Here is a 22,764-nt window from a genome sequence, read left to right as displayed (position 1 = left end):
GGGCTTCCGTTAAGTGGAGCGGTCGGGGGGACCAGCGTGCTGGTCCCCCCGACCGGGTCGCGTTCGGAGAACGCGGAGGAGCTGCTACTCGGCCGACGCCGGGGTCGAGGGCGACTCGACCTCGATGGAGCCGTTGATGATGCTCTCCTTGATGGTGTCGAGCTCACCCTGCAGGTCGGGCGAGACCTTGCTCTCGAAGTCGTGGAACGGAGCGATGTCCACGCCCTGGTTCTCGAGCGTGCCCACGAACGGGGTGGCGTCGAAGTCGCCCGCGGCGGCGGTGTCGACCACGTCGACCACACCGGCCTTGACGCCCTTCAGCACCGAGGTGAGGAAGAGGTCCTTCAGGTCGGGAGCCGTCTCATAGTTGTCGGAGTCGACACCCACCAGGGCGACCTCCTTGCCGGAGTCGCGGATCGCCTCACCGGCGGAGAGGAAGATCGGGCCACCCACGGGGAGGATGACGTCGGCGTTCTGGTCGATCAGACCCTGCGCCGCCGTCTTGGCCTCGACACCGGCGGCGAAGCCACCGGTGAACGAGCCGGTCTGGCCCGCGACGTCCCAGCCGATGGCCTTGACGGAGGTGCCCTTCTGCTCGTTGTAGTAGTTCACGCCGTCGACGAAGCCGTCCATGAAGATGGTGACCGACGGGATCTGCAGGCCACCGAAGGTACCGACGGTGCCGGTCTTGGAGTAGCTGGCCGACGCGTAGCCCGCGAGGAACGCGGCCTGGGCGGTGTCGAAGACGATCGGCTTGACGTTGTCGGCGTCGATCGACGAGTCGTCGATGATCGAGAACTGGGTGTCGGGGTTCGCCTCGGCGGCGGCCTTGGTGGCGTCGGCCAGGAGGAAGCCGACCGAGATGATCAGGTTGCAGTCCTGCGAGATGAGGTTGTCGATGTTCGGCGCGAAGTCGGTGTCGGCCGCGGACTCGACGGTGACGGGCTCGACGCCGAGCTTGTCGGCCGCCTCGGTGATGCCCTCGTAGCCGGCCTGGTTGAACGACTTGTCGTCGAACCCGCCCGAGTCGGAGACCATGCAGGGGATGAAGTCGCTGGCGGTGTCGCCACCCGACGTCGACGCGGTGTCCGACGGAGCGGACGCGCAGCCGGCGAGAAGGGCTGCCACGCCCAGCGTGGCGAAGCCGGCCACTCCGGCGCGGCGCAGGTTGATGCTCAAGATGTCCTCCAAGATGCTGCCCTGCCAAGACGCGCAGGGGCTGTGTGGGACTACACGTTACCGAAAGTCACGTCCCTCGACAGGGGCAAATCCCGGTTCGGGGCGCAAGCGTTACAAAGCCGCGATCACGCCGTAATGTCCCCGAAATGTCCACCGGTCGCCGCTGAGACGCCGGCCCGCCGTCAGGGCGTCGACGGGGAGTCGACGACGACGGTTCCGGCCACGATCTGGGCTTTCAGGTCGTCGAGCTCGGCCGCCAGCTCGGCGGGCACCGACGACTCGAGGTCGTGGAAGGGCGCGAGGGCCACTCCCCCGTTCTCGAGCGTGCCGACGAAGGGCTCCGGGCTGAAGTCGCCGTCGATGTCGTCGCCGACGATCTCGACCACGGCGTCGCCGGTGTTCTTCAGCACGCTGGTGAGCAGGATCGGCTTGTACTCGGCCGGCAGGGTGTCGTAGCCGTCGTTGTCGACCCAGATCAGCGAGACGCCGCCGGCCTCGGACGCGGCGGAGGCCGCGCCCTCGCCGACCTGGCCGGCCACCGGGAGGATGACGTCGGCGCCCTGGTCGATGAAGCCCTGGGTGACGGTCTTGCCCTTGTTGATGTCCTCGAAGTCGCCCGTGAAGACGCCGTCCTGCGAGGCCTTGTCCCAGCCGAGCGCCTGCACCTGGGTGCCGTGCACCTCGTTGTACTTCGCGACGCCGTCGACGAAGCCGTCCATGAAGAGGGTGACCGGCGGCTGGTTGCCGCCGCCGAAGGTCGCGACCTTGCCCGACTTCGACACGCCCGCGGCGAGGTAGCCCGCGAGGTAGGAGGCCTGCGCGGTGTCGAAGAGGATCGGCTTCACGTTCGGCGCGTCGACGGTCTCGTCGACGATCGCGAAGTGCGTGTCGGGGCTGCCCCCGGCCTCGGCGAGGGTGGCGTCGGCGAGCTCGTAGCCCACGGTGAGCACGAACGAGCATCCGCTCTGCACCGCCTGGGTGACGTTCGGCGCGAGATCGGTCTCGCCGGTGGAGACGAGCACCTGGGCGTCGATGCCGAACTCCTGCTGGGCCTTCTCGAGGCCCTCCCAGCTGGACTGGTTGAAGGAGCGGTCGTCGAGTCCGCCGGAGTTGGTGACCATGCGGGCGCAGTAGTCGCTCGACGCGGCGGTCGAGGTGCCGCCGCCGGTCGAGGACGGCGCCTCGGCGCAGCCGGCGAGGGTGAGGGCGAGCACGCCGGCGACGACGCCGGTGCGGACGAGGGCTGTGGTTCTCATGGTCGGACTCCTAGGACACCGGGGGAAGGGAAGGTCAGAGCACGTCGCCGGAGCCGCCGGCCCGGAGCGCGTCGACGACCGACTTGACCCGCTGGGCGTGCTCGCTGGTGGTCACCAGCAGCGCATCCGGGGTGTCGACGACGACGATGTCGCGCACGCCGATCAGGCTGATCACGCGCTTGGACTGCGACACCACGATGCCGCTCGACGAATCGGCCAGCACGCGGGCGTTCTTGCCGAGGATGGCGAGGTCGGTGCCGCGGCCCGAGCTGTGCAGCTTGGCGATGGAGGCGAAGTCGCCCACGTCGTCCCAGTCGAAGTCGCTCGGGATGACGGCGAGCGCCCCCGCGGCGGCGGCCGGCTCGGCGACCGAGTAATCGATGGCGATCTTCTTCAGCGTGGGCCAGACGCGGTCGACGACCTCGCCGCGACGCGGGGTGTCCCACGCCTCGGCGAGCTCGAGCACGCCCGCGAGCAGCTCGGGCTCCGAGGCGCCGAGGTGCTCGAGCAGCTTGTCGGCCCGGGCGATGAACATGCCCGCGTTCCAGAGGTAGTTGCCCTCCTTGAGGTAGCGCTTGGCCGTCGGCAGGTCGGGCTTCTCGACGAAGTGGTCGACCTTGAGCGCGGCCGGGGCGCCCTCGATCTCGAGCGAGCCGAGGCAGCGGATGTAGCCGAAGCCGACCGCGGGGTCGGTGGGCGTGATGCCGATGGTGACGATGTAGCCGGCGTCGGCGACCTGCACGGCCTGCGCGACGGCCGCGCGGAAGCGGTCGGGGTTCGTGATCACGTGGTCGGCGGCGAAGGAGCCGATGATGACGCCGGGCTCGCGCTTCTCGAGGATGGCGGCGGCGAGGCAGATGGCGGCGGTCGAGTCGCGCGGCTCGGATTCGAGCACCACGTTGCTGTCCTCGAGGGTCGGCAGCTGGTCCTCCACGGCGGCGCGGTGCGCGCGGCCGGTGACGACCATGATGCGCTGCTCGCCCGAGAGGGGTGCGAGCCGGTCCCAGGTGTCGCGGAGCAGGCTCTGCCCCGATCCGCTCAGGTCGTGCAGGAACTTCGGGGCGTCCGCCCGCGACAGGGGCCAGAGCCGTGAGCCGATCCCGCCGGCGGGGATCACGCTGTAGAGCCGGTCGAGCGCCGGTGACGATGAGTTCATGAGGCACAGCCTATACAGCGGCCGAGAGGGGCCATCGGATGCTCACCCCGGGGCCACGGGGAGGCCACTGCCGCGACACCGGCGGTCCACCTGCCGTACGTAGCGTCGGCGACGTGGCCGATCGGCCCCACGGCACTGCGGAGGCATGTCATGCGAGTTGCGATCATCAGCGAGAGCTTTCTCCCCACCGTCAACGGAGTCACGAACAGCGTCTGCAAGGTGCTCGACCACCTCGCGGCGACCGGTCACGAGGCGATCGTCATCGCCCCGGCCGCCGGCTCCCCGTCCCACTACAAGGGCTTCCGGGTGCACGAGGTGCCCGCGGTGGCGTACCGGCAGTTCCCGGTGGGGATGCCGAGCATCCAGGTCGCCCGGCTGATCGCCGGTTTCGAGCCCGACGTGCTGCACGCGGCCTCCCCCTTCCTCCTCGGCGCCCAGGGCATCGCCTCGGCGAACCGGCTGGGCATCCCCTCGGTCGCGGTCTTCCAGACCGACGTCGCGGGCTACGCGCGGCGCAACCGGCTGGGCTCGGCCTCGAAGCTGGCCTGGCGGGTGGTGAAGTGGATCCACGACGGCGCCGACCGCACGCTCGTGCCCTCCAGCGCCTCGCAGCACGACCTCGAGCAGGCGGGCGTTCCGCGGCTCGCCCGCTGGGGCCGGGGCGTCGACCTCGAGCGCTACCACCCGAACAACCGGATGCGCCCCACCGCGCAGGCCCTCTCGGCCCTGCTCTCCCGTGGCGGCCGCGACGCCGTGGTCGGCTACGTCGGGCGCATCGCCCCCGAGAAGGGCCTCGAACGCCTGGCAGCCCTCCGCGGGATGCCCGGCCTGCACCTCGCGATCGTGGGCGACGGCCCGAGCGATCAGCGCATCCGTCACCTGCTGCACGGGATGCCCGCCACCTTCCTCGGCCGGCTCTCGGGCGCCGACCTGGCCGACGCCTACGCCGCCTTCGACGCCTTTGTGCACACCGGCACCGAAGAGACCTTCGGGCAGACCCTGCAGGAGGCGCACGCCGCCGGCCTGCCGGTGGTCGCGCCCGCGGCCGGCGGACCGATCGACCTCGTGCGGCACGGCGAGGACGGCTACCTCTTCGACCCCGACGACCCGCGCGATCTGCGGATGCGCGTGGAGTCGCTGGTGGCCGACCCGGCGCTCCGGCGCCGGATGGGCGAGGCCGGCCGTCGCGCCGTGATCGGCACCTCGTGGGCCTCGGTCTGCGACGAGCTGCTCGGGCACTACCGCTCCGTGATGGGGGCGAAGGTGCCGGCGAAGCGCACTCGCGTCGGCTCACACACCTGAATACAGCCGGGTATTCGCTACCCGTTTCTCCGCGTGCTGGCGCGGGACGCGCATCCGCCCTGCCCTGTATACAACTAAGGCCCGCCTAATACCCGTTACCGCCGAAACGCGCATAGACTGTGAGCGGTCGAGGGCCGGTTTCGCAGCATTCGCGAGCGAGCGGTCCCGGCCCCGACTGAAGCCAAGGAGGGTTAGTCCGTGGCCATAAATACGGCAGGGACGATGACACCGAAGCGGCCGGCCGGCACTCTCTACCGCGGCCGTGAAGGCATGTGGTCCTGGGTGCTGCACCGCATCACGGGCGTCGCGATTTTCTTCTTCCTACTCGTGCACATCCTGGACACCTCGATGGTGAGGATCTCCCCCGAGGCCTACAACGCGGTCATCTCGACCTACCAGAACCCGATCATGGGCCTGGGCGAGACGGCGCTCGTCGCCGCCATCGTGTACCACGCGTTCAACGGCATCCGGATCATCCTGATCGACCTGTGGTCCAAGGGCGCGAAGTACCAGCGCGTGATGTTCTGGGTCGTGATGGGCCTCTGGGTAATCACGATGCTCGGCTTCGCGCCGCGCCACCTGATCAACGTGTTCAGCCATGTCGGAGGTGCCTGATGGCCACGACCATCGAGTCCCCCCGCGCCCCGCACACCGTCCGCCGCAGCCGCGGCGTGAACTGGGAGAAGTGGGGCTGGATCTACATGCGCGCCTCCGGCGTCGTGCTGCTCGTGCTGATCTTCGGCCACCTCTTCGTGAACCTCCTCGTGGGCGACGGCATCAAGGCGATCGACTTCGCCTTCGTCGGCGGCAAGTGGAGCGACCCGTTCTGGCAGGTCTGGGACACGCTGATGCTCTGGCTCGCGATGATCCACGGCGGCAACGGCATGCGCACGATCGTGAACGACTACGCGACCAAGGCCGTCACCCGCAAGGTGCTGCTCGGCGCGATCCTCGTGGCCGTCGTGGCCATGATCGTGCTCGGCACCCTCGTGATCTACACCTTCGACCCGTGCCCCGTCGGCTCGCCGGCAGAGCTGCTGCCGTCGTTCTGCGCGACCCGATAACCCTCCGAACCCGGGAATGAGCTCCTCCGTGACCCAGTACGAAGACGGCGCCGTCGTGGACGGCGTGCACTACCACCAGTTCGACATCGTGATCGTCGGCGCCGGCGGCGCCGGCATGCGGGCGGCCATCGAGGCCGGCCCCAAGGCCAAGACGGCCGTGATCTCGAAGCTCTACCCGACGCGCTCCCACACGGGTGCGGCGCAGGGCGGCATGGCCGCCGCCCTCGCGAACGTCGAGGAGGACAACTGGGAGTGGCACACCTTCGACACGGTCAAGGGCGGCGACTACCTGGTCGACCAGGATGCCGCCGAGATCCTGGCGAAGGAGGCCATCGACGCGGTCATCGACCTCGAGAACATGGGCCTGCCGTTCAACCGCACGCCCGAGGGCAAGATCGACCAGCGGCGCTTCGGCGGCCACACCCGCGACCACGGCAAGGCCCCCGTGCGCCGCGCCTGCTACGCGGCCGACCGCACCGGCCACATGATCCTGCAGACGCTGTTCCAGAACTGCGTCAAGCTCGGCATCAACTTCTTCAACGAGTACTACGTGCTCGACCTGGTGATGACGAAGGTCGACGGGGTCGACAAGCCCTCCGGCGTCGTGGCCTTCGAGCTCTCGACCGGCGAGATCCACGTCTTCCAGGCGAAGGCGGTCGTCTTCGCCACCGGCGGCTTCGGCAAGATCTACAAGACCACCTCGAACGCCCACACCCTCACCGGTGACGGCGTCGGCATCATCTGGAGGAAGGGCCTGCCGCTGGAGGACATGGAGTTCTTCCAGTTCCACCCCACGGGCCTCGCCGGCCTCGGCATCCTCCTCACCGAGGGAGCGCGAGGCGAGGGTGCGATCCTCCGCAACGCCTCGGGCGAGCGCTTCATGGAGCGCTACGCCCCCACCATCAAAGACCTGGCGCCCCGCGACATCGTCGCCCGGTGCATGGTGCAGGAGGTGGCCGAGGGCCGCGGCGCCGGCCCCCACAAGGACTACGTGCTGCTGGACTGCACCCACCTCGGCGCCGAGGTGCTCGAGACGAAGCTCCCCGACATCACCGAGTTCGCGCGCACCTACCTCGGCGTCGACCCCGTGGTCGAGCCGGTGCCCGTGATGCCGACGGCCCACTACGCCATGGGCGGCATCCCGACGAACATCAAGGCCGAGGTGCTGAGCGACAACGACACCGTCGTGCCCGGCCTCTACGCCGCCGGCGAGTGCGCCTGCGTCTCGGTGCACGGCTCGAACCGCCTCGGCACCAACTCGCTGCTCGACATCAACGTGTTCGGCAAGCGCTCGGGCAACAACGCGGCCGAGTACGTGCAGACCGTCGACTTCACGCCGCTGCCCGAGAACCCCGCCAAGGCGATCGTCGACCTCGTGGCGTCGCTCCGGGCCGGAACGGGCACCGAGCGCATCGCGGCCATCCGCAAGGAGCTGCAGGACGAGATGGACAAGAACGCCCAGGTGTTCCGCACCGACGAGTCGCTCGCCTCGGTCACGAAGACCATCCACGGGCTGCGCGAGCGGTACCGCAACATTCAGGTGCAGGACAAGGGCAAGCGGTTCAACACCGACCTGCTCGAGGCCATCGAGCTGGGCTTCCTGCTCGACCTGGCCGAGGTCGTCGTCTACTCGGCCCGCAACCGCCAGGAGAGCCGCGGCGGTCACATGCGCGACGACTTCCCGAAGCGCGACGACGACGCGTACATGAAGCACACCATGGCGTACCTCTCGGGCGACCCCCACTCGAGCGACGCCGCCGACCACATCCGGCTCGACTGGAAGCCCGTCGTCGTGACGCGCTACCAGCCGATGGAGAGGAAGTACTGATGACACTCGTAGCCGACGCACCCGCATCGGGCCCCGCGCCCGAGGCGCCGATCGAGGCCTTCACCGTCACCCTGATCATCCGCCGCTTCGACCCCGACGTCGACGACGAGCCGCGCTGGCAGGACTTCGACGTGCAGATGTTCGCGACCGACCGCATCCTGGATGCGCTGCACAAGATCAAGTGGGAGCAGGACGGGTCGCTGACCTTCCGTCGCTCGTGCGCCCACGGCATCTGCGGCTCGGACGCGATGCGCATCAACGGCCGCAACCGCCTGGCGTGCAAGACGCTGATCAAGGACCTCGACATCACCAAGCCGATCTACGTGGAGGCCATCAAGGGCCTGCCGCTGGAGAAGGACCTGATCGTCGACATGGAGCCGTTCTTCGCCTCCTACCGCGAGGTGCAGCCGTTCCTGCAGTCGGCCACGGAGCCGCCGAAGGACAAGGAGCGCATCCAGTCGGTCGCCGACCGCGCGCGCTTCGACGACACGACCAAGTGCATCCTCTGCGCGGCGTGCACCTCGTCGTGCCCGGTGTTCTGGACCGACGGGCAGTACTTCGGCCCGGCCGCGATCGTGAACGCGCACCGCTTCATCTTCGACTCGCGCGACGAGGCGGCCTCGACCCGTCTCGACATCCTGAACGACAAGGAGGGCGTGTGGCGCTGCCGCACGACCTTCAACTGCACCGACGCGTGCCCGCGCGGCATCCAGGTGACGCAGGCGATCGCCGAGGTCAAGCAGGCGATCATGCGGGGCAAGCCGTAGGGACTGTTGCGTCTGCCTCTCGCAGCTGCCGAAGCCGCTCGTCCTCCGGGGCGGGCGGCTTCGCTGCGTGCGGGGCGGGCGGCTTCCCCGTCGTCGTGACAGGCTGAGCGCATGAGTGAGAAGCGTGCCGGCGAAGCGGCGAACACCGCTGTCAAGGACGACCGGGCGACCACGAAGACCGACGCCGTGGGAAAGCCCGCCGTCGAGATCGACGAGAAGACCGTCCCGGGCGCACCTCCCACCGGGATCGCCGCGCTGATCGCCAAGGTGATGGCGCTGAAGCCCGTGCGGGTGTTCCTGCGCTTCGGCTCCTCGGGCGGCGAGATCATGGCCTCGGGGATGTCGTTCCAGGCCGTGTTCGCGATCTTCGCCGGCATCTGGGTGGGCTTCTCGATCTTCGGCATCGTGCTCGCGGGCAACAAGGACCTGATGGATGCGGTGGTCGCCCAGCTGAGCAACGCCATCCCCGGCCTGATCGGCAGGAACGGCGCGATCGATCCCGAGGCGCTCTCCCAGGCGCGCATCCTGGGCTGGACCGGTGCGATCGCCCTGATCGGCCTCGTGCTCACCGCCGTGGGCTGGCTCGCGTCGACCCGCGACTCCATCCGCCGGCTGTTCAAGCTCGACCCGCCGACGACCAACCCGGTGCTGCTGAAGCTGAAGGACTTCGGGCTCGCCCTGGCCTTCGGCATCGCGATCATCCTCTCCTCGGCCGTCAGCCTGATCAGCAACCAGGGCCTCTCACTGGCCTTCGACCTGCTCGGCATCGACACCCGGTCGCCGTTCGCCTCGGTCGTCGGCTGGCTCGTCGGGGTGCTCGTGGTGTTCGTCTTCGACAGCCTCGTGCTGGCGGCGGCGTTCCGGGTGCTGTCGGGCGTGAAGATCCCGCGGCGGCGGCTGTTCGCCGGAGCCGCGATCGGCGGCGCCGCGCTCGGCGTGCTGAAGATCCTGGGCAGCCAGCTGCTCGGCGGGGCGACGAGCAACCCGCTGCTCGCCTCGTTCGCGGTGATCATCGGCATCATGATCTTCCTGAACCTCGTCTGCCGCGTGATCCTGATCTCGGCCACCTGGATCGCCGTCGGCATGGACGACGCCGGGCTCGACCCGCGGTCGCTCTCGCCGGAGCAGCTCGAGGTCGAGCGGCAGAAGCGGGTCGCCGAGGCGCGGGACACCCTGGTGTCGGCCGAGCGCGAGCGGCTGCAGAACCAGCTCGAGACGGTGCACGGCCTGGCGCGGCGCCGGGTGCGCAAGCGGATCGAGCGGCTCGACCGGCTCGACCACGCCGAGGCCGTGAAGCTGGTCGAGAAGCGCTGACGGGCGCGCCGGGCCTGACCCTGGCCGGCTTCGCCGCTGCCCGCCCCGGCGGGGCGCTGTCGGAGGCCGCCGGTACAGTAGGAGCATGCCCACGAAGCCCCTCAGACTCGCCTCGGTCAACGTGAACGGCGTGCGCGCCGCCTTCCGCAACGGCATGGGCGCGTGGCTCGACGGGCGCGACGTCGACATCCTCGCGCTGCAGGAGGTGCGGGCCGAGACGAGCGATCTCGAAAAGCTCCTCGGGCCCGAGTGGAACATCGTGCATGACCCGGCGACCGCGAAGGGCCGGGCGGGCGTCGCCATCGCGAGCCGCGACCGGGCGAACATCCACCGCGTCACCTTCGGGGCCGACGACTTCGACAGCGCCGGCCGCTGGCTCGAGGCCGACTACGAGTGGGGCGACAAGGTGGTCACCGTCGTCTCGGCGTACGTGCACTCCGGCGAGGCGGGCACCGAGAAGCAGGTCGAGAAGTACAAGTTCCTCGACGGGATGCTCGAGCACCTCCCTGCGCTGCAGGAGCACAATCCGCTGGCGGTCGTCGTCGGCGACCTCAACGTGGGGCACCGCACGCTCGACATCCGCAACTGGAAGGGCAACGTGAAGCGCGCCGGCTTCCTGCCCGAGGAGCGGGCGTACTTCGACCGCTTCGTCGGCGCCGAGGGCGACCCCGACTACAACGCGGGCGCCGGGCTCGGCTGGGTCGACCTCGGCCGCCGCTTCGCCGGCGAGGTCGACGGGCCCTACACCTGGTGGTCGCAGCGCGGGCGCGCCTTCGACAACGACACGGGCTGGCGCATCGACTACCAGCTGGCCACGCCCGAGCTCGCCGCCGCCGCGACCGCGCTGACCATCGACCGGGCGCCCACGCACGCCGAGCGGTGGAGCGATCACGCGCCGGTCGTCGTCGACTACGCGCTGTGACGCACCCCTTTCCCTCTCGCCACTCCCCTCACGCCACCTCCCCTCACGCTTGACAGGACCATGACCGATTCCACCCCGAAGCCCCGACTGCTGTCGGGCATGCAGCCCTCCGCCGACTCCCTCCACCTGGGCAACTACATCGGAGCGCTGCTCAGCTGGAAGGCGCTGCAGGAGACGCATGACGCCTTCTTCTTCCTCGCCGACCTGCACGCGATCACCGTGCCGCAAGATCCGGAGCGCCTGCGCGAGAACTCCCGCCGCACCGCCGCCCAGTACATCGCCGCGGGCATCGACCCCGAGCGGTCGACGCTGTTCGTGCAGTCGCACGTGCCCGCGCACGCCGAGCTCGCCTGGGTGCTGAACACCATCACGGGCTTCGGCGAGGCCGCGCGCATGACCCAGTTCAAGGACAAGGCGGTGAAGCAGGGGCAGGACTCGGCCTCGGTCGGCCTGTTCACGTACCCCATCCTGCAGGCCGGCGACATCCTGCTCTACCAGGCGGTCGACGTGCCGGTCGGTGAAGACCAGCGTCAGCACGTCGAGCTCACGCGCGACCTGGCGAGCCGGTTCAACTCGCGCTTCGGCGAGACGTTCACGGTGCCGAAGCCGTACATCCTGAAGGAGTCGGCGAAGGTCTACGACCTGCAGAACCCCGGCTCGAAGATGTCGAAGTCGGCCGAGTCGGCCGCCGGGCTGATCTGGCTGCTGGATGACCCGAAGGTCTCGGTGAAGAAGATCATGCGGGCCGTCACCGACGCCGACGGCGAGGTGCGCTACGACCAGGCCGAGAAGCCGGGGCTGGCGAACCTGCTGACGATCTTCGCCATCCTCGACCACCGCTCGATCGACTCGGTCGTCGAGGAGTTCGCGGGCGGGGGCTACGGCACCCTGAAGAAGGCGCTGGCCGAGATCGTGGTGGCGACGGTGGAGCCGATCCGGGCGCGCACGCTCGAGCTGATGGACGACCCGGCCGAGCTCGACCGCATCCTCGCGGCGAACGCCGACCGGGCCGACGAGGTGGCGTCGGCGACGCTGGCCACCGTGTACGACCGGGTGGGGTTCCTGCCGCGCCACCGGCGCTGACGTCCGGGCCTGCCGACGGCCGCGGGTGGCCGGGCCTGCCGACGGCCGCGGGTGGCCGAGCCAGGCGCGGGCCGGGCGGGGTGCCGCGCGCAGTCAGCGGAGGTCGGCGGAGGCGCCGACGATCTCCTCGCGCACTCGGCGGAGGTCTTCGAGCAGCGAACCGATCAGGATCCAGTGCTGCGGGTCGGGCACGATCGCCCTGAGCGGTGCGGTGAGCGCGGGCTCGAGGTCGACCGGCGGCCCGTCGGGCGCCGCGCCCGCGGCGGTCTCGTCGAGGACGAGGCGCAGGTCGTGTGCGGCGCGGCGCAGCTCCTCCGCGATGGCGACCGCGTTGGGCTCCTCGGGCAGGGTGCGGTCGAAGTGGTCGGTGACCGCGCGGGCCATGCCGAGCACGCGGTTCGTGACGATGCCGAGGGTCGTCAGCAGCTCCGCGTTCTCGCGCAGCAGCTCGCGGTTCGCCGTGCGCCGCGGGTTGAAGCGCAGGCTCTCCTCGGCGGCGTCGACCGCCTTCTGCGCCTTCGTCTGCATCGGCCGGAGGAGGCGGGCCTCCACCAGCATGCCGGTGCGGTAGGCCTCGTCGGTGGGGGCGCTCAGCACGGTGGCCAGGCCGTCCATCGTGGCGGCGATCTCGCGGCCGAGCCCGGTGACCGACTCGCGCGCCGGCTTCAGCGCCACCGGCGGGACCACGAGCCAGTTCACCGCGACGCCGATCAGCGCGCCGATCACCGTCTCGATGATGCGCTCGAACGCGTAGCCCGGGGTCTGGGCGCCGATCGAGAGCACGAGCATCGCGCTGATCGGGATCTGCACCGTCGAGGACTGCGGGAAGCGCAGCGCCCAGCCGACGAGCAGCGACACCACGATGGCGAGCAGGATCAGCCAGCTCGGCGCCCCGAACACCAGCGAGACGAGGTACGCGACCACGACCCCTGCGATCACGCCGATCGAGCGCTCGATCGCCCGGCTGAGCGACTGGTTGACGCTCGGCTGCACCACGATGATCGCGGCGATCGCCCCGAACAGCGGCGGCTGGCCGCTCGAGACGAACGAGCACACGGCCCAGGCGACGACGGCTGCCACCGCCGTCTTCAGCACCTGCAGCAGCGGGGTGCGGGACGGCGCCTGGAAGGCCCTGGCCGGGGCGAGGGAGGCCCGGGCCACCGCGGCCCAGCGGCCGGGACGGGGCTGGTCGGACGTCACCCGTCCAGCCTAGGCGGGCATCCGGATGCCCGCTCGAACGGCCGGGCTGGCGGAGGTGACCGGCGCAGAGGCACCAGCCGGGCAGCCGTCAGGAGGCGGTGGTGCCGACCTGCTCGGCGGTCTCGACGCGGGGCAGCGTCACGCGGGGCGCCCGCGGGCGGTGCTCGCCGAAGACCCAGACGCGGTAGAGCACGAAGCGGAACAGCGAGCCGAGCGCGAGCCCGATGACGTTGCCCGAGATGTTGTCGGCGAGCAGCGAGGTGAAGCCGAGCACGTAGTGCGAGAACCACAGGCAGGCGAGGCCGATGCCGGTGCCGAGCACGCTGACCACGAAGAACTCGATGCTCTCGCGCAGCATGTCGGAGCGGCGGCGGTGCCGGAAGGTCCAGTACCGGTTGCCGAGCCAGTTCACCACGATGGCCAGCGAGGCGGAGATGAGCTTGGCGATCAGCGGCCCCTCGTGCAGTTGCGCCGGCGCCAGCACGGTGACGACGAGGAGGTTGAACACGGCCAGGTCGACGACGAAGCCGAGGCCCCCGACCATCCCGAACCGGACGACCTCGAAGAAGAGGACGCGGAGTCGCGACGGCGACGCGGGGGCACTGCTCATGGGTGATCTACCATTCCTGACGTCCGTGGCGCGAAGAAGTACGCGAAAGAGAACTTTCTGTATCTTCGAGGCCAATGCTGAGCGTAGCTGGGGAAAATGAACGGAAAGCGACGATAGGGTTCTGAACGCTCCCGTGAAGGGGACGCCTGACGGATTGAAGGAACAGTGGCGAAGACGATCGTCGTGATACCGACCTACAACGAGATCGCCTCGATCGCCACCGTGATCGACCGCATCCATTCGACGACGGCCGGCACCCACGTGCTCGTCGTCGACGACAACTCCCCCGACGGCACCGGCCGCCTCGCCGACGAGCTCGCCGCGGCCGACGAGCGGGTGCACGTGCTGCACCGCACCGAGAAGAACGGCCTCGGCGCCGCCTACGGGGCCGGCTTCGCCTGGGCCCTCGAGCGCGACTACGACTACGTCGTCGAGATGGACGCCGACGGCTCGCACCAGCCCGAGGAGCTCCCGCGCCTGATCGGCCTGCTCGACGGCGGCGACGACATGGGCATCGGCACCCGGTGGATCCCGGGCGGCACCATCGTGAACTGGCCCCTGCACCGCAAGCTGATCTCCCGCGCCGGCACCTTCTACTCCCGCGTGATGCTGCGCTCGAAGCTGCACGACCTGACCAGCGGCTACCGCGGCTTCCGCGCCGAGGCCCTGCGCGCCGTCGACTTCAGCCGCGTCGACTCGCAGGGCTACTGCTTCCAGATCGAGATGGCCTGGCAGTTCGAGCGCTCCGGCGCCCGCGTCGGCGAGTTCCCGATCACCTTCATCGAGCGCGCCGAGGGCGTGTCGAAGATGTCGACCGGCATCGTCGTGGAGGCGCTGACGAAGGTCACCCTCTGGGGCCTCGCGAGCGCCGTGGGCCGCGCCCCGGCGCCGCTGCCCATCCGCGCCGGCGCCGACCGCTGACCGCGAGCAGGCATGCGCCCGAGGTCGCCCCGTGACGCCGATTCGGCGGACACCCCGGCGAAGAGGGTATAACTGGATACGTAACGTGCTCCGGGGTCAGTGAGATTCTGAACCGGCGGTGACAGTCCGCGAACTGAGGGACGCTGCTCGCAGCGATCCGAGGTTGATCCGGTGGAATTCCGGAACCGACGGTGATGGCGTGGTCGAACGACCCCGTCTAGTCCGGATGAGAGGCGCACGGGTGGTCGTGCGCTGCGCGACCGCCGGCGCTCGCGCAGCCATCCCCGGAGACCGTCGGAAGACGAGGACCGGATGAAGAACGCGAGCGACACCACGGCCGACGCCGAGGTCTCCGCGCTGCGCCGCGCCCTCGAGCTGTCGCTCCGCGGCCCCCGCCACGGCGTGAACCCGCAGGTGGGCTGCGTGCTGCTCTCCCCCACGGGCGAGGTGCTCGGCGAGGGCTGGCACCGCGGCGCGGGCACGCCGCACGCCGAGGTCGCCGCACTGGCCTCCGCCGCCCGGGAGCACGGTCCGGAGGCCGCGCGCGGCGCCACGGCCGTCGTCACCCTCGAGCCCTGCGACCACCACGGCCGCACGGGCCCCTGCAGCCTCGCCCTGATCGAGGCCGGCGTCGCGCGCGTGGTCTACGGCGTCGACGACCCGGGCCGGGCCTCGTCCGGCGGGGGCGAGCGGATGCGCGGTGCGGGCCTCGCGGTCGTCGCCGGCGTCGAGGCGGCCGCCGTCGAGGAGGCGATCCGTCCCTGGCTCACGGCCGTGCGCCACCACCGCCCCTTCGTCACCGTCAAATGGGCCTCGAGCCTGGATGGCCGCGCGGCCGCCGCCGACGGCTCCAGCCGCTGGATCACCGGGCCCGAGGCCCGGGCCGACGTGCACCGCCGCCGCTCCGAGGCCGACGCGATCGTGGTGGGCATCGGGACGGTGCTCGCCGACGATCCGGAGCTGACCGCGCGGGGCGAGGGCGGGCTGCTGCCGCATCAGCCGGCACCCGTGGTGCTCGGGCGGCGCGCGGTTCCCGACGGGGCGCGGCTGCACGCGCATCCGCTCGCCCTTCGCCGCTTCGACGGCCGTGACCTCGACGCCGTGCTCGCCGCGCTCTACGACGACGAGGTGCGCTCGGTGTTCGTCGAGGGCGGTCCGGCGATCGCCAGCGCCTTCGTGGCCGCCGGGCTCGCCGACGAGCTCGTGGTCTACCTCGCCCCGACGCTGATCGGCGGGCCGTTCACCGCGCTCGGCGAGCTGGGGATCGGCAGCATCGACGCCCAGCGCCGCCTCACGATCACCGGGGTGGAGCGCCTCGGCGACGACCTGCGGATCGTCGCCCGACCGGCGACCGCCACCCCCGGGCCCAGCGCCCCCACCGACACCTCGGCGACCGCACCGGCCGCCACGAAGGAGTAGAGCGATGTTCACCGGAATCATCGAGGAGCTGGGCGAGATCGTCGCCCTCGACCACACCGCCGACGCCGCCGTGATCACGGTGCGCGCCCCGCTCGCCGTGAGCGACGCACGGCACGGCGACTCCATCGCGGTGTCGGGCGTCTGCCTGACCGTGATCGACCGGACGCCCGACACCTTCCGCGCCGACGTGATGGCGCAGACGCTGCGCATGTCGACGCTCGGCGAGCTGGCGCCCGGCGGCCGGGTCAACCTCGAGCGCGCCGCCCGGGTGGGCGACCGGCTCGGCGGCCACATCGTGCAGGGCCACGTCGACGGCACCGCCGAGGTGCTGAGCGTGACCCCGGGCGAGGCGTGGAGCGTGCTGCGGTTCTCGCTGCCCGACGAGCTCGCGGCGCTCGTGGTCGACAAGGGGTCGATCTCGGTCTCGGGGGTGTCGCTGACGGTGTCGGACGTCTCGCCGGCCGAGGCGGGGGCGCCGTTCTGGTTCGAGGTCTCGCTGATCCCCGAGACGCTCGCCGCCACCACGCTCGGCACGCTGGCCCCGGGCGACCGGGTCAATCTCGAGACCGACGTGCTCGCCCGGCACGTGCAGCGACTCGTCGCCCTCGGCTCACCGACGGCACCCGGGTCGTCGGCCGGCACCGACGGGAGCCCGTCATGACCGCCGTCTTCTCCCCGATGAGCGAGGTGCTCGACGCCCTCCGTGCCGGGAAGCCGGTGCTCGTCTCCGACGCCGCCGACCGCGAGAACGAGGGCGACGCCATCCTGTCGGCGGCCCTGGCCACACCCGAGTGGATCGCCTGGATGGTGCGCAACACCTCCGGTTACCTCTGCGCCCCCATGCCCGACAGCCGCGCCGACGAGCTCGCGCTGCCCCTCATGGTCGTCAACAACGAGGACACCCGGCGCACCGCCTACACGATCACCGTCGACGCGGCCTCGGGCATCACCACCGGCATCGACGCGCACGACCGCTCCCGCACGCTCAACCTGCTGGCCGACGCCGCGTCGACGCCCGCGAGCTTCATCCGACCCGGGCACGTGGTGCCCCTCCGCGCGGTGCCGGGCGGTGTGCGTCAGCGCCCCGGGCACACCGAGGCGGCCGTCGACCTGATGCTGCTGGCCGGGCTGCCGCCCGTGGGCGTCATCGGCGAGCTGATGTCGCACGACGGCTCGGCGATGAAGCTCGACGAGCTGCGCGAGCTCGCCCGCACCGAGAACCTCCCCATCACGACCATCGCCCTGATGGTCGAGCACCTGAACGGGCTCGACACGGGCGACGCGGTTCCGGATGCTCCGCCCCTCACGGTCGCGGAGGCCGCCGCCGTCGACCTGGCCGCCGCTCCCGCCGACGAGGCCCCGCGGGTGCAGTTCGAGGTCGAGACCACCGTGCCCACCACCCACGGCGCACTCCGGATGCGGGCGTACCGCGATCTGGTGACCGGCGCCGACCACGTCGCGATCCTCTCGGGCGACCTGGCGGCCGACCCGCGCGGCCCGATCGTGCGGGTGCACTCCGAGTGCCTGACGGGCGAGGCGTTCGGCTCGCTGAAGTGCGAGTGCGGGCCCCAGCTCGACGCGGCGCTCGACCGAATCGCGGCCGACGGCGGCGTCGTGATCTACCTCCGCGGCCACGAGGGCCGGGGCATCGGCCTGATCAACAAGCTGCGCGCCTATCGCCTGCAGGAGGACGGGCTCGACACGCTCGACGCCAACGTGGCGCTCGGTCTGCCCGCGGATGCGCGGGACTACGGCGCCGCGGTCGCGATCCTGAACGATCTGGGGGCGCCGCGCATCCGCCTGCTCACCAACAACCCCGACAAGGTCGCCCAGCTCGAGGCGCACGGCATCGAGGTCGCCGACCGCGAGCCGCTGATCGTCGGCGCCGGGGACTTCAACCAGCACTACCTCGACACCAAGCGCGACCGCATGGGGCACGTGCTGCCCGGCGCGCACTGACCCGCACCGACACGCACCGACCCGCACCGACCGACGACCCACCGACCGACCCACCCCTGAAAGGACGCACGCCATGAGCGGAGCCGGAGCACCCCAGAAAATGAGCGACCTCGACGGGACGGGGCTCAAGATCACGATCGTCGCCGGCACCTGGCACACCGTCATCACCGACGGGCTGCTCGCCGGCGCCCGCTCGACGCTCGAGAAGGCGAACGTGGAGATCTCGGAGCTGCGGGTGGCCGGCAGCTTCGAGCTGCCGGTGGTGTCGAAGGCGGCGCTGGAGGCCGGGGCCGACGCGGTGGTGGCGCTCGGCGTGATCATCCGCGGCGGCACCCCGCACTTCGAGTACGTCTCGGACGCGGCCACCTCGGGGCTGACGCAGGTGAGCATCCTGACCGGGAAGCCCGTGGGCTTCGGCGTGCTGACGCTCGACACCGAGCAGCAGGGGCTCGACCGCGCCGGACTGCCCGGGTCGAAGGAGGACAAGGGCGCCGAGGCGGCCGAGGCCGCCATCGCGACGGCGCTGACGCTGCGCGCGCTGCGCGGCTAGCGGGCGGCCGGCGTTCGACGGGCTAGCGGGCGGCCGGCCTCAGGGCTGGGCGCCCACCCAGCCCACCGACGCCGCGGCCGCCGTCGACGCCGCCTGCATCGCGTCGGCGTCGGTGAAGCCCGCGGCGAGCGCTGCCGCCAGCGTGCCGCAGTAGCAGTCCCCGGCCCCGGTGGTGTCGACGACCGTCGTGACGGCACCGGCCGGCACCTCGGCCTCGCCCCAGCGGGAGCCGCGGGAGCCGAGGGTGACGAGCACCGACCGCGGCGCGAGCCCGTCGGCGCCGAGCTGCTCGTGCTCGTGCTCGTTGACGACCACCGGGTCGGCGAGGTCGAGCACGTCGGCCGGCAGCGTGGCGTAGGGCGCCAGGTTCAGCACGACGCGGGCGCCCTGAGCCGTGGCGAGGCGGGTCGCCTCGGCGACCACCTCGAGCGAGACCTCGAGCGAGGCGAGCAGCACGTCGCCGGGCGCGAGCGAGCGAAGCGGGGCGAGGTCGCCCACGGTCACGCGGGCGTTGGCGCCGGGCGACACGATGATCGTGTTCTCGCCGTCGGCGGCGACCGCGATCGCGGCGTGCCCCGTGGACACCCCCGCCGTGCGCGCGACGTGGGTGGTGTCGATCTGGTACTGCGCGAGCCGCCGGAGGTACGCGTCGCCGTCGGCGTCGTCGCCGACCCGCCCGACGAAGCCGACCTTGGCGCCCGCGCGGGCCGCGGCGACGGCCTGGTTCGCGCCCTTCCCGCCGAAGTGCTTCACCAGGTCGCCGCCGAGCAGCGTCTCACCCGGCCGGGGGTGCCGCTCGACCGTCACCGTCGAATCGATGTTCAGCGAACCGAGAACGACCACCACGCCCATCCGGGCCTCCTTCGTCAGACGTACCTGAGCATCCTACGGGGGCGTAAAATGGCTCTTCGCGAGCGAACCTCGCCCCTTGCCTCCGCCTCCCCCAGCTGGTCACGACCGAGCGCCCGATCGGCGCCCTCAGCCGGGATGCCCTCCACCCGCTCTTTGAGAGACCTCCATGTCATCCACCACCGTCGACGCGCCGCCCACGACTCCGCAGAACACCCGGGGCCGCGTCATCCTGGCGAGCCTGATCGGCACGTCGATCGAGTTCTACGACTTCTACGTCTACGCCACCGCCGCCGTGCTGGTGTTCCCGACGCTGTTCTTCGCGAACTCCGATCCCACCATCTCCCTGCTGTCGTCGTTCGCCGTGTTCGGCGTCGCGTTCGTGGCCCGCCCGGTCGGCTCGATCGTCTTCGGCCACTTCGGCGACCGCATCGGCCGGAAGCGCACCCTCGTCGCGTCCCTTCTCACCATGGGCATCGCGACCGTGCTGATCGGCGCCCTGCCGACCGGCCAGACCCCGGGCTGGGAGATCCTCGCCCCGGGCTTCCTGGTGCTGTTCCGCTTCTGCCAGGGCCTCGGCCTCGGCGGCGAGTGGTCGGGCGCCGCCCTGCTCGCCACCGAGAACGCGCCGAAGGGCCGCCGTGCGATCTACGGCACCTTCCCGCAGCTGGGCGCGCCGATCGGCTTCATCATCGCCAACGTGGTCTTCCTCATCCTGAGCACCACGCTCTCGAGCGAGGCCTTCCTCGCCTGGGGCTGGCGCGTGCCGTTCCTCGCCAGCGCCGTGCTCGTGATCATCGGCCTGTACGTGCGGTTCAAGCTCGTCGAGACGCCGGCCTTCACCCGCGTGGTCGAGAAGGGCGAGGTGGCCAAGCTGCCGCTCGCCCGTGTGTTCAAGACCAGCTGGCGCCCGCTCATCCTCGGCACGTTCATCATGCTGGCCACCTACGTGCTGTTCTACCTGATGACCACGTTCACGCTGACCTTCGGCACCACGGCCTCCTCGGTCGAGAACGCGCAGGCCGCGGCCGACGCCGCCGGCAAGCCGTTCGACGCCGCGAACTTCGTGCCCGGCCTCGGTTACAGCCGCAACGACTTCCTGATCATGCTCGTCGTCGGCTGCGTGTTCTTCGGCATCTTCACCCTGGTCTCCGGCCCCCTGGCCGAGCGCTTCGGCCGCCGCATGACGCTGATCTGGACCACGATCGGCATCGCCGCCTTCGGCCTGCTCTTCGTGCCCCTGTTCGCCGGCGGCTTCGTCGGCGTCATGGCGCTGCTCGTGATCGGCTTCACCCTGATGGGCCTCACCTTCGGGCCGATGGGCTCGCAGCTGCCGGAGCTCTTCCCCGCGAACGTGCGGTACACGGGTTCGGCCATCAGCTACAACGTCGCGTCGATCCTCGGCGCGGCCGTCGCCCCCTTCATCGCGGTGGCGCTCTGGCAGGCGGCCGACGGCTCGCCCGCGCTCGTCGGAAACTACCTCACCCTGATGGCGCTGATCACCCTCAGCGCGCTGATCATCAGCCGCGAGACCCGCGACGTGGAGTTCGACACGCGCCTCACCTGAGAAAGTAGAGCATGACCCGCACCTCCTCCTCGAGCCCCCGTGGGCGCGGCTTCGGCCGCTCCCGCGGGGGTGCCGCCGACGACGGGCCCCGCGCCCGGTTCAGCCAGCTGCTGCCCTACCTGTTCGAGCACAAGAAGGTGCTCGGCGTCGTCGTCGCTCTGAGCATCGTGGGGGCGGCCGCCAGCCTCGCCCAGCCGCTGCTCGTCAGCCAGGTGATCACCGTCGTGCAGGAGGGCCGGGCCCTCGACATGCTGGTCTGGGCGCTGGTCGCCCTCGTGGTCGTCTCGGGCCTGATCAGCGGCTTTCAGCACTACCTGCTGCAGCGCACCGGCACGAGCGTCGTGCTCTCGGCCCGCCGCCAGCTGGTGCACCGGATGCTCCGGCTGCCGATCAGCCAGTTCGACACGCGGCGCACGGGCGACCTCGTCTCCCGCGTCGGCTCCGACACCACGCTGCTCTACGCGGTGATAACCCAGGGACTCGTCGACGCGATCGGCGGATCGCTGATCTTCTTCGGCGCCCTGATCGCCATGCTGATCATCGACCCCGTGCTGCTCGGCCTCACGGTGCTCGTGATCGCGGTCTCGGTGGTCACCGTGGTGGCCATCTCGGGCAAGGTGCGGGTCGCGAGCCGCCGTCAGCAGGAGAAGGTCGGCGACCTCGCCGCGGCGGTCGAGCGTTCGATCAGCGCCATCCGCACGGTGCGCGCCTCGAACGCCACCGAGCGCGAGACCGCGGCCGTCGAGGCGGATGCGCGGGGTGCCTGGGAGATGGGCGTCAAGGTCGCGAAGATCTCGGCCCTCGTGGTGCCGATCGCCGGCATCGCTCTTCAGGTGTCGCTGCTCGTCGTGCTCGGCGTCGGCGGCTTCCGCGTGGCCTCGGGAGCGATCACCATCGCGAGCCTGGTGTCGTTCATCCTGTTCCTGTTCATGATGATCATGCCGCTCGGCCAGGCCTTCGGCGCCATCAACTCGGTGAACCAGGCGCTCGGTGCGCTCGGCCGCATCCAGGAGGTCATCGACCTGCCGATCGAGGGCCAGGACGACGCGGCCCTCGCCGCCAAGGCCGCCCCCGGCTCGGCCAGCCCCGACGCCCCGGCCATCGAGTTCGACGACGTGCACTTCGGCTACGGCGGCGACGACGTGCTGCACGGGGTGAGCTTCGCCGCCCCGCGCGGCGGGCGCACCGCGATCGTCGGCCCCTCGGGCGCCGGCAAGTCGACCATGCTCGCCCTGATCGAGCGCTTCTACGACCCCACCGGTGGCGCCGTGCGCTTCGGCGGCGTCGACGTGCGCCGCCTCGACCGCGTCGAGCTGCGCTCCCAGATCGGCTACGTCGAGCAGGACGCCCCGGTGCTCGCCGGCACCCTGCGCCAGAACCTGCTGCTCGCCACCCCCGACGCCACTGACGAGCAGTGCATCCGGGTGCTGCACGAGGTGAACCTCGGCGAGGTGCTCGACCGCTCCCCCGAGGGCCTCGACGCGGCCGTCGGCGAGGACGGCGTGATGCTCTCGGGCGGCGAGCGCCAGCGCCTCGCGATCGCCCGCGCCCTGCTCGCGGCTCCCCCGGTGCTGCTGCTGGACGAGTCGACCTCCTCGCTCGACGGCATGAACGAGCAGATGCTCCGCGAGGCCATCGACGCGGTGGCCGAGAACCGCACGCTGATCGTGATCGCGCACCGGCTGTCCACGGTCGTCGACTCCGACCAGATCGTCGTCGTCGACCACGGCCGGGTGGTCGGGGTCGGCACGCACTCCGAGCTGGTCGTGTCCACCCCGCTCTACCGCGACCTCGCGAAGCATCAGCTGCTCGTCTGAG

Annotated in this window: 21 protein-coding genes; 15 read left to right on the top strand and 6 right to left on the bottom strand. The window is 70.9% G+C overall.

Annotated features, from left to right (window positions below; all coding sequences use genetic code 11):
* Positions 1-84: 84 nt before the first annotated feature.
* The 3 genes from ITJ64_RS10970 to ITJ64_RS10960 form a co-directional block, all read right to left on the bottom strand.
* Positions 85-1,179 carry a BMP family protein gene (locus tag ITJ64_RS10970; RefSeq protein ID WP_194680640.1) on the bottom strand — a complete coding sequence of 365 codons (1,095 nt, stop codon included), beginning with the start codon at positions 1,177-1,179 and terminating at the stop codon, positions 85-87.
* 182 nt (positions 1,180-1,361) lie between these two features.
* The gene (locus tag ITJ64_RS10965) at positions 1,362-2,435 is read right to left on the bottom strand and encodes a BMP family protein (RefSeq protein ID WP_194680639.1); all 1,074 of its coding nucleotides are present in this window, start codon (positions 2,433-2,435) and stop codon (positions 1,362-1,364) included.
* Positions 2,436-2,469: 34 nt separating this feature from the next.
* Positions 2,470-3,591 carry a mannose-1-phosphate guanylyltransferase gene (locus ITJ64_RS10960; protein WP_194680638.1) on the bottom strand — a complete coding sequence of 374 codons (1,122 nt, stop codon included), beginning with the start codon at positions 3,589-3,591 and terminating at the stop codon, positions 2,470-2,472.
* Between the two features lie 150 nt (positions 3,592-3,741).
* Between ITJ64_RS10960 and ITJ64_RS10955 the strand changes: the two genes are divergently transcribed.
* The 8 genes from ITJ64_RS10955 to trpS all read left to right on the top strand — a co-directional run bounded on the left by ITJ64_RS10955 (position 3,742) and on the right by trpS (position 11,871).
* Complete coding sequence (locus ITJ64_RS10955; protein WP_194680637.1) at positions 3,742-4,893, top strand: glycosyltransferase family 1 protein; 1,152 nt, start codon at positions 3,742-3,744, stop codon at positions 4,891-4,893.
* Between the two features lie 222 nt (positions 4,894-5,115).
* Positions 5,116-5,508 carry a succinate dehydrogenase, cytochrome b556 subunit gene (gene sdhC / locus ITJ64_RS10950; protein WP_194680636.1) on the top strand — a complete coding sequence of 131 codons (393 nt, stop codon included), beginning with the start codon at positions 5,116-5,118 and terminating at the stop codon, positions 5,506-5,508.
* Positions 5,508-5,957, top strand: a complete 450-nt coding sequence (locus tag ITJ64_RS10945) for a succinate dehydrogenase hydrophobic membrane anchor subunit (protein ID WP_194680635.1) — start codon at positions 5,508-5,510, stop codon at positions 5,955-5,957. Before sdhC ends, ITJ64_RS10945 begins: the two co-directional genes overlap by 1 nt.
* A 16-nt stretch (positions 5,958-5,973) precedes the next feature.
* The gene (gene sdhA / locus ITJ64_RS10940) at positions 5,974-7,785 is read left to right on the top strand and encodes a succinate dehydrogenase flavoprotein subunit (RefSeq protein WP_194680634.1); all 1,812 of its coding nucleotides are present in this window, start codon (positions 5,974-5,976) and stop codon (positions 7,783-7,785) included.
* The gene (locus tag ITJ64_RS10935; RefSeq protein ID WP_173182842.1) at positions 7,785-8,552 is read left to right on the top strand and encodes a succinate dehydrogenase iron-sulfur subunit; all 768 of its coding nucleotides are present in this window, start codon (positions 7,785-7,787) and stop codon (positions 8,550-8,552) included. The genes sdhA and ITJ64_RS10935 overlap by 1 nt, the downstream gene beginning before the upstream one ends.
* A 111-nt stretch (positions 8,553-8,663) precedes the next feature.
* Positions 8,664-9,866: a YihY/virulence factor BrkB family protein gene (locus ITJ64_RS10930; RefSeq protein WP_194680633.1), complete on the top strand. Its 1,203-nt coding sequence runs from the start codon at positions 8,664-8,666 to the stop codon at positions 9,864-9,866.
* A gap of 85 nt (positions 9,867-9,951) precedes the next feature.
* Positions 9,952-10,788 (top strand): exodeoxyribonuclease III, encoded by an 837-nt coding sequence (locus ITJ64_RS10925; RefSeq protein ID WP_194680632.1) that lies wholly within the window; start codon positions 9,952-9,954, stop codon positions 10,786-10,788.
* Between the two features lie 60 nt (positions 10,789-10,848).
* A complete protein-coding gene (gene trpS / locus ITJ64_RS10920) occupies positions 10,849-11,871 on the top strand; it encodes a tryptophan--tRNA ligase (RefSeq protein ID WP_194680631.1) in 1,023 nt (340 codons plus the stop codon).
* A gap of 93 nt (positions 11,872-11,964) precedes the next feature.
* On the opposite strand, the gene ITJ64_RS10915 is transcribed toward trpS, so the two are convergent.
* Both ITJ64_RS10915 and ITJ64_RS10910 read right to left on the bottom strand, forming a co-directional pair.
* The gene (locus ITJ64_RS10915; RefSeq protein ID WP_370545138.1) at positions 11,965-13,071 is read right to left on the bottom strand and encodes an aromatic acid exporter family protein; all 1,107 of its coding nucleotides are present in this window, start codon (positions 13,069-13,071) and stop codon (positions 11,965-11,967) included.
* Positions 13,072-13,159: 88 nt separating this feature from the next.
* Positions 13,160-13,681 carry a GtrA family protein gene (locus ITJ64_RS10910; protein ID WP_194680630.1) on the bottom strand — a complete coding sequence of 174 codons (522 nt, stop codon included), beginning with the start codon at positions 13,679-13,681 and terminating at the stop codon, positions 13,160-13,162.
* A 165-nt stretch (positions 13,682-13,846) separates the two neighbouring features.
* On the opposite strand from ITJ64_RS10910, the gene ITJ64_RS10905 reads away from it, so the two are divergent.
* From ITJ64_RS10905 to ribH, 5 genes are all read left to right on the top strand, one after another.
* Positions 13,847-14,602: a polyprenol monophosphomannose synthase gene (locus ITJ64_RS10905; RefSeq protein WP_194680629.1), complete on the top strand. Its 756-nt coding sequence runs from the start codon at positions 13,847-13,849 to the stop codon at positions 14,600-14,602.
* 312 nt (positions 14,603-14,914) lie between these two features.
* Positions 14,915-16,021 (top strand): bifunctional diaminohydroxyphosphoribosylaminopyrimidine deaminase/5-amino-6-(5-phosphoribosylamino)uracil reductase RibD, encoded by a 1,107-nt coding sequence (ribD, locus tag ITJ64_RS10900; RefSeq protein WP_194680628.1) that lies wholly within the window; start codon positions 14,915-14,917, stop codon positions 16,019-16,021.
* A gap of 4 nt (positions 16,022-16,025) precedes the next feature.
* Entirely contained in the window at positions 16,026-16,682 is a 657-nt protein-coding gene (locus tag ITJ64_RS10895) for a riboflavin synthase (protein WP_194680627.1), read from the top strand.
* On the top strand, positions 16,679-17,980 hold the full coding sequence (ribA, locus tag ITJ64_RS10890) for a GTP cyclohydrolase II (RefSeq protein WP_194680626.1): 1,302 nt from the start codon (positions 16,679-16,681) through the stop codon (positions 17,978-17,980). Before ITJ64_RS10895 ends, ribA begins: the two co-directional genes overlap by 4 nt.
* A gap of 73 nt (positions 17,981-18,053) precedes the next feature.
* Positions 18,054-18,530, top strand: a complete 477-nt coding sequence (gene ribH / locus ITJ64_RS10885) for a 6,7-dimethyl-8-ribityllumazine synthase (RefSeq protein WP_179549193.1) — start codon at positions 18,054-18,056, stop codon at positions 18,528-18,530.
* 39 nt (positions 18,531-18,569) lie between these two features.
* Here ribH and ITJ64_RS10880 read toward each other — a convergent pair whose 3' ends face one another.
* Complete coding sequence (locus ITJ64_RS10880) at positions 18,570-19,382, bottom strand: ribokinase (RefSeq protein ID WP_194680625.1); 813 nt, start codon at positions 19,380-19,382, stop codon at positions 18,570-18,572.
* 166 nt (positions 19,383-19,548) lie between these two features.
* Here ITJ64_RS10880 and ITJ64_RS10875 point away from each other — a divergent pair, with 166 nt between their 5' ends.
* Positions 19,549-20,946 (top strand): MFS transporter, encoded by a 1,398-nt coding sequence (locus tag ITJ64_RS10875; RefSeq protein WP_194680624.1) that lies wholly within the window; start codon positions 19,549-19,551, stop codon positions 20,944-20,946.
* A gap of 11 nt (positions 20,947-20,957) precedes the next feature.
* Positions 20,958-22,763: an ABC transporter ATP-binding protein gene (locus tag ITJ64_RS10870; protein WP_194680623.1), complete on the top strand. Its 1,806-nt coding sequence runs from the start codon at positions 20,958-20,960 to the stop codon at positions 22,761-22,763.
* The last annotated feature ends 1 nt before the right edge of the window (position 22,764 follow it).

Source organism: Herbiconiux sp. VKM Ac-1786, from assembly GCF_015350805.1.
GTDB lineage: Bacteria > Actinomycetota > Actinomycetes > Actinomycetales > Microbacteriaceae > Herbiconiux.
The sequence above is the reverse complement of the archived record's forward strand: the minus strand, read 5'-3'. Positions and strand labels throughout refer to the sequence as shown.

What these genes read in the sequence shown, in the direction of transcription:
- trpS (WP_194680631.1), top strand. Translation starts at nt 10,849, where the DNA reads ATGACCGATTCCACCCCGAAGCCCCGACTGCTGTCGGGCATGCAGCCC.
- ITJ64_RS10960 (WP_194680638.1), bottom strand. Translation starts at nt 3,591, where the DNA reads ATGAACTCATCGTCACCGGCGCTCGACCGGCTCTACAGCGTGATCCCC.
- ITJ64_RS10895 (WP_194680627.1), top strand. Translation starts at nt 16,026, where the DNA reads ATGTTCACCGGAATCATCGAGGAGCTGGGCGAGATCGTCGCCCTCGAC.
- ribA (WP_194680626.1), top strand. Translation starts at nt 16,679, where the DNA reads ATGACCGCCGTCTTCTCCCCGATGAGCGAGGTGCTCGACGCCCTCCGT.
- ITJ64_RS10935 (WP_173182842.1), top strand. Translation starts at nt 7,785, where the DNA reads ATGACACTCGTAGCCGACGCACCCGCATCGGGCCCCGCGCCCGAGGCG.
- ITJ64_RS10880 (WP_194680625.1), bottom strand. Translation starts at nt 19,382, where the DNA reads ATGGGCGTGGTGGTCGTTCTCGGTTCGCTGAACATCGATTCGACGGTG.
- ITJ64_RS10930 (WP_194680633.1), top strand. Translation starts at nt 8,664, where the DNA reads ATGAGTGAGAAGCGTGCCGGCGAAGCGGCGAACACCGCTGTCAAGGAC.
- sdhC (WP_194680636.1), top strand. Translation starts at nt 5,116, where the DNA reads ATGACACCGAAGCGGCCGGCCGGCACTCTCTACCGCGGCCGTGAAGGC.
- ITJ64_RS10870 (WP_194680623.1), top strand. Translation starts at nt 20,958, where the DNA reads ATGACCCGCACCTCCTCCTCGAGCCCCCGTGGGCGCGGCTTCGGCCGC.
- ITJ64_RS10965 (WP_194680639.1), bottom strand. Translation starts at nt 2,435, where the DNA reads ATGAGAACCACAGCCCTCGTCCGCACCGGCGTCGTCGCCGGCGTGCTC.
- ribD (WP_194680628.1), top strand. Translation starts at nt 14,915, where the DNA reads ATGAAGAACGCGAGCGACACCACGGCCGACGCCGAGGTCTCCGCGCTG.
- ITJ64_RS10875 (WP_194680624.1), top strand. Translation starts at nt 19,549, where the DNA reads ATGTCATCCACCACCGTCGACGCGCCGCCCACGACTCCGCAGAACACC.
- sdhA (WP_194680634.1), top strand. Translation starts at nt 5,974, where the DNA reads ATGAGCTCCTCCGTGACCCAGTACGAAGACGGCGCCGTCGTGGACGGC.
- ribH (WP_179549193.1), top strand. Translation starts at nt 18,054, where the DNA reads ATGAGCGGAGCCGGAGCACCCCAGAAAATGAGCGACCTCGACGGGACG.
- ITJ64_RS10925 (WP_194680632.1), top strand. Translation starts at nt 9,952, where the DNA reads ATGCCCACGAAGCCCCTCAGACTCGCCTCGGTCAACGTGAACGGCGTG.
- ITJ64_RS10945 (WP_194680635.1), top strand. Translation starts at nt 5,508, where the DNA reads ATGGCCACGACCATCGAGTCCCCCCGCGCCCCGCACACCGTCCGCCGC.
- ITJ64_RS10955 (WP_194680637.1), top strand. Translation starts at nt 3,742, where the DNA reads ATGCGAGTTGCGATCATCAGCGAGAGCTTTCTCCCCACCGTCAACGGA.
- ITJ64_RS10910 (WP_194680630.1), bottom strand. Translation starts at nt 13,681, where the DNA reads ATGAGCAGTGCCCCCGCGTCGCCGTCGCGACTCCGCGTCCTCTTCTTC.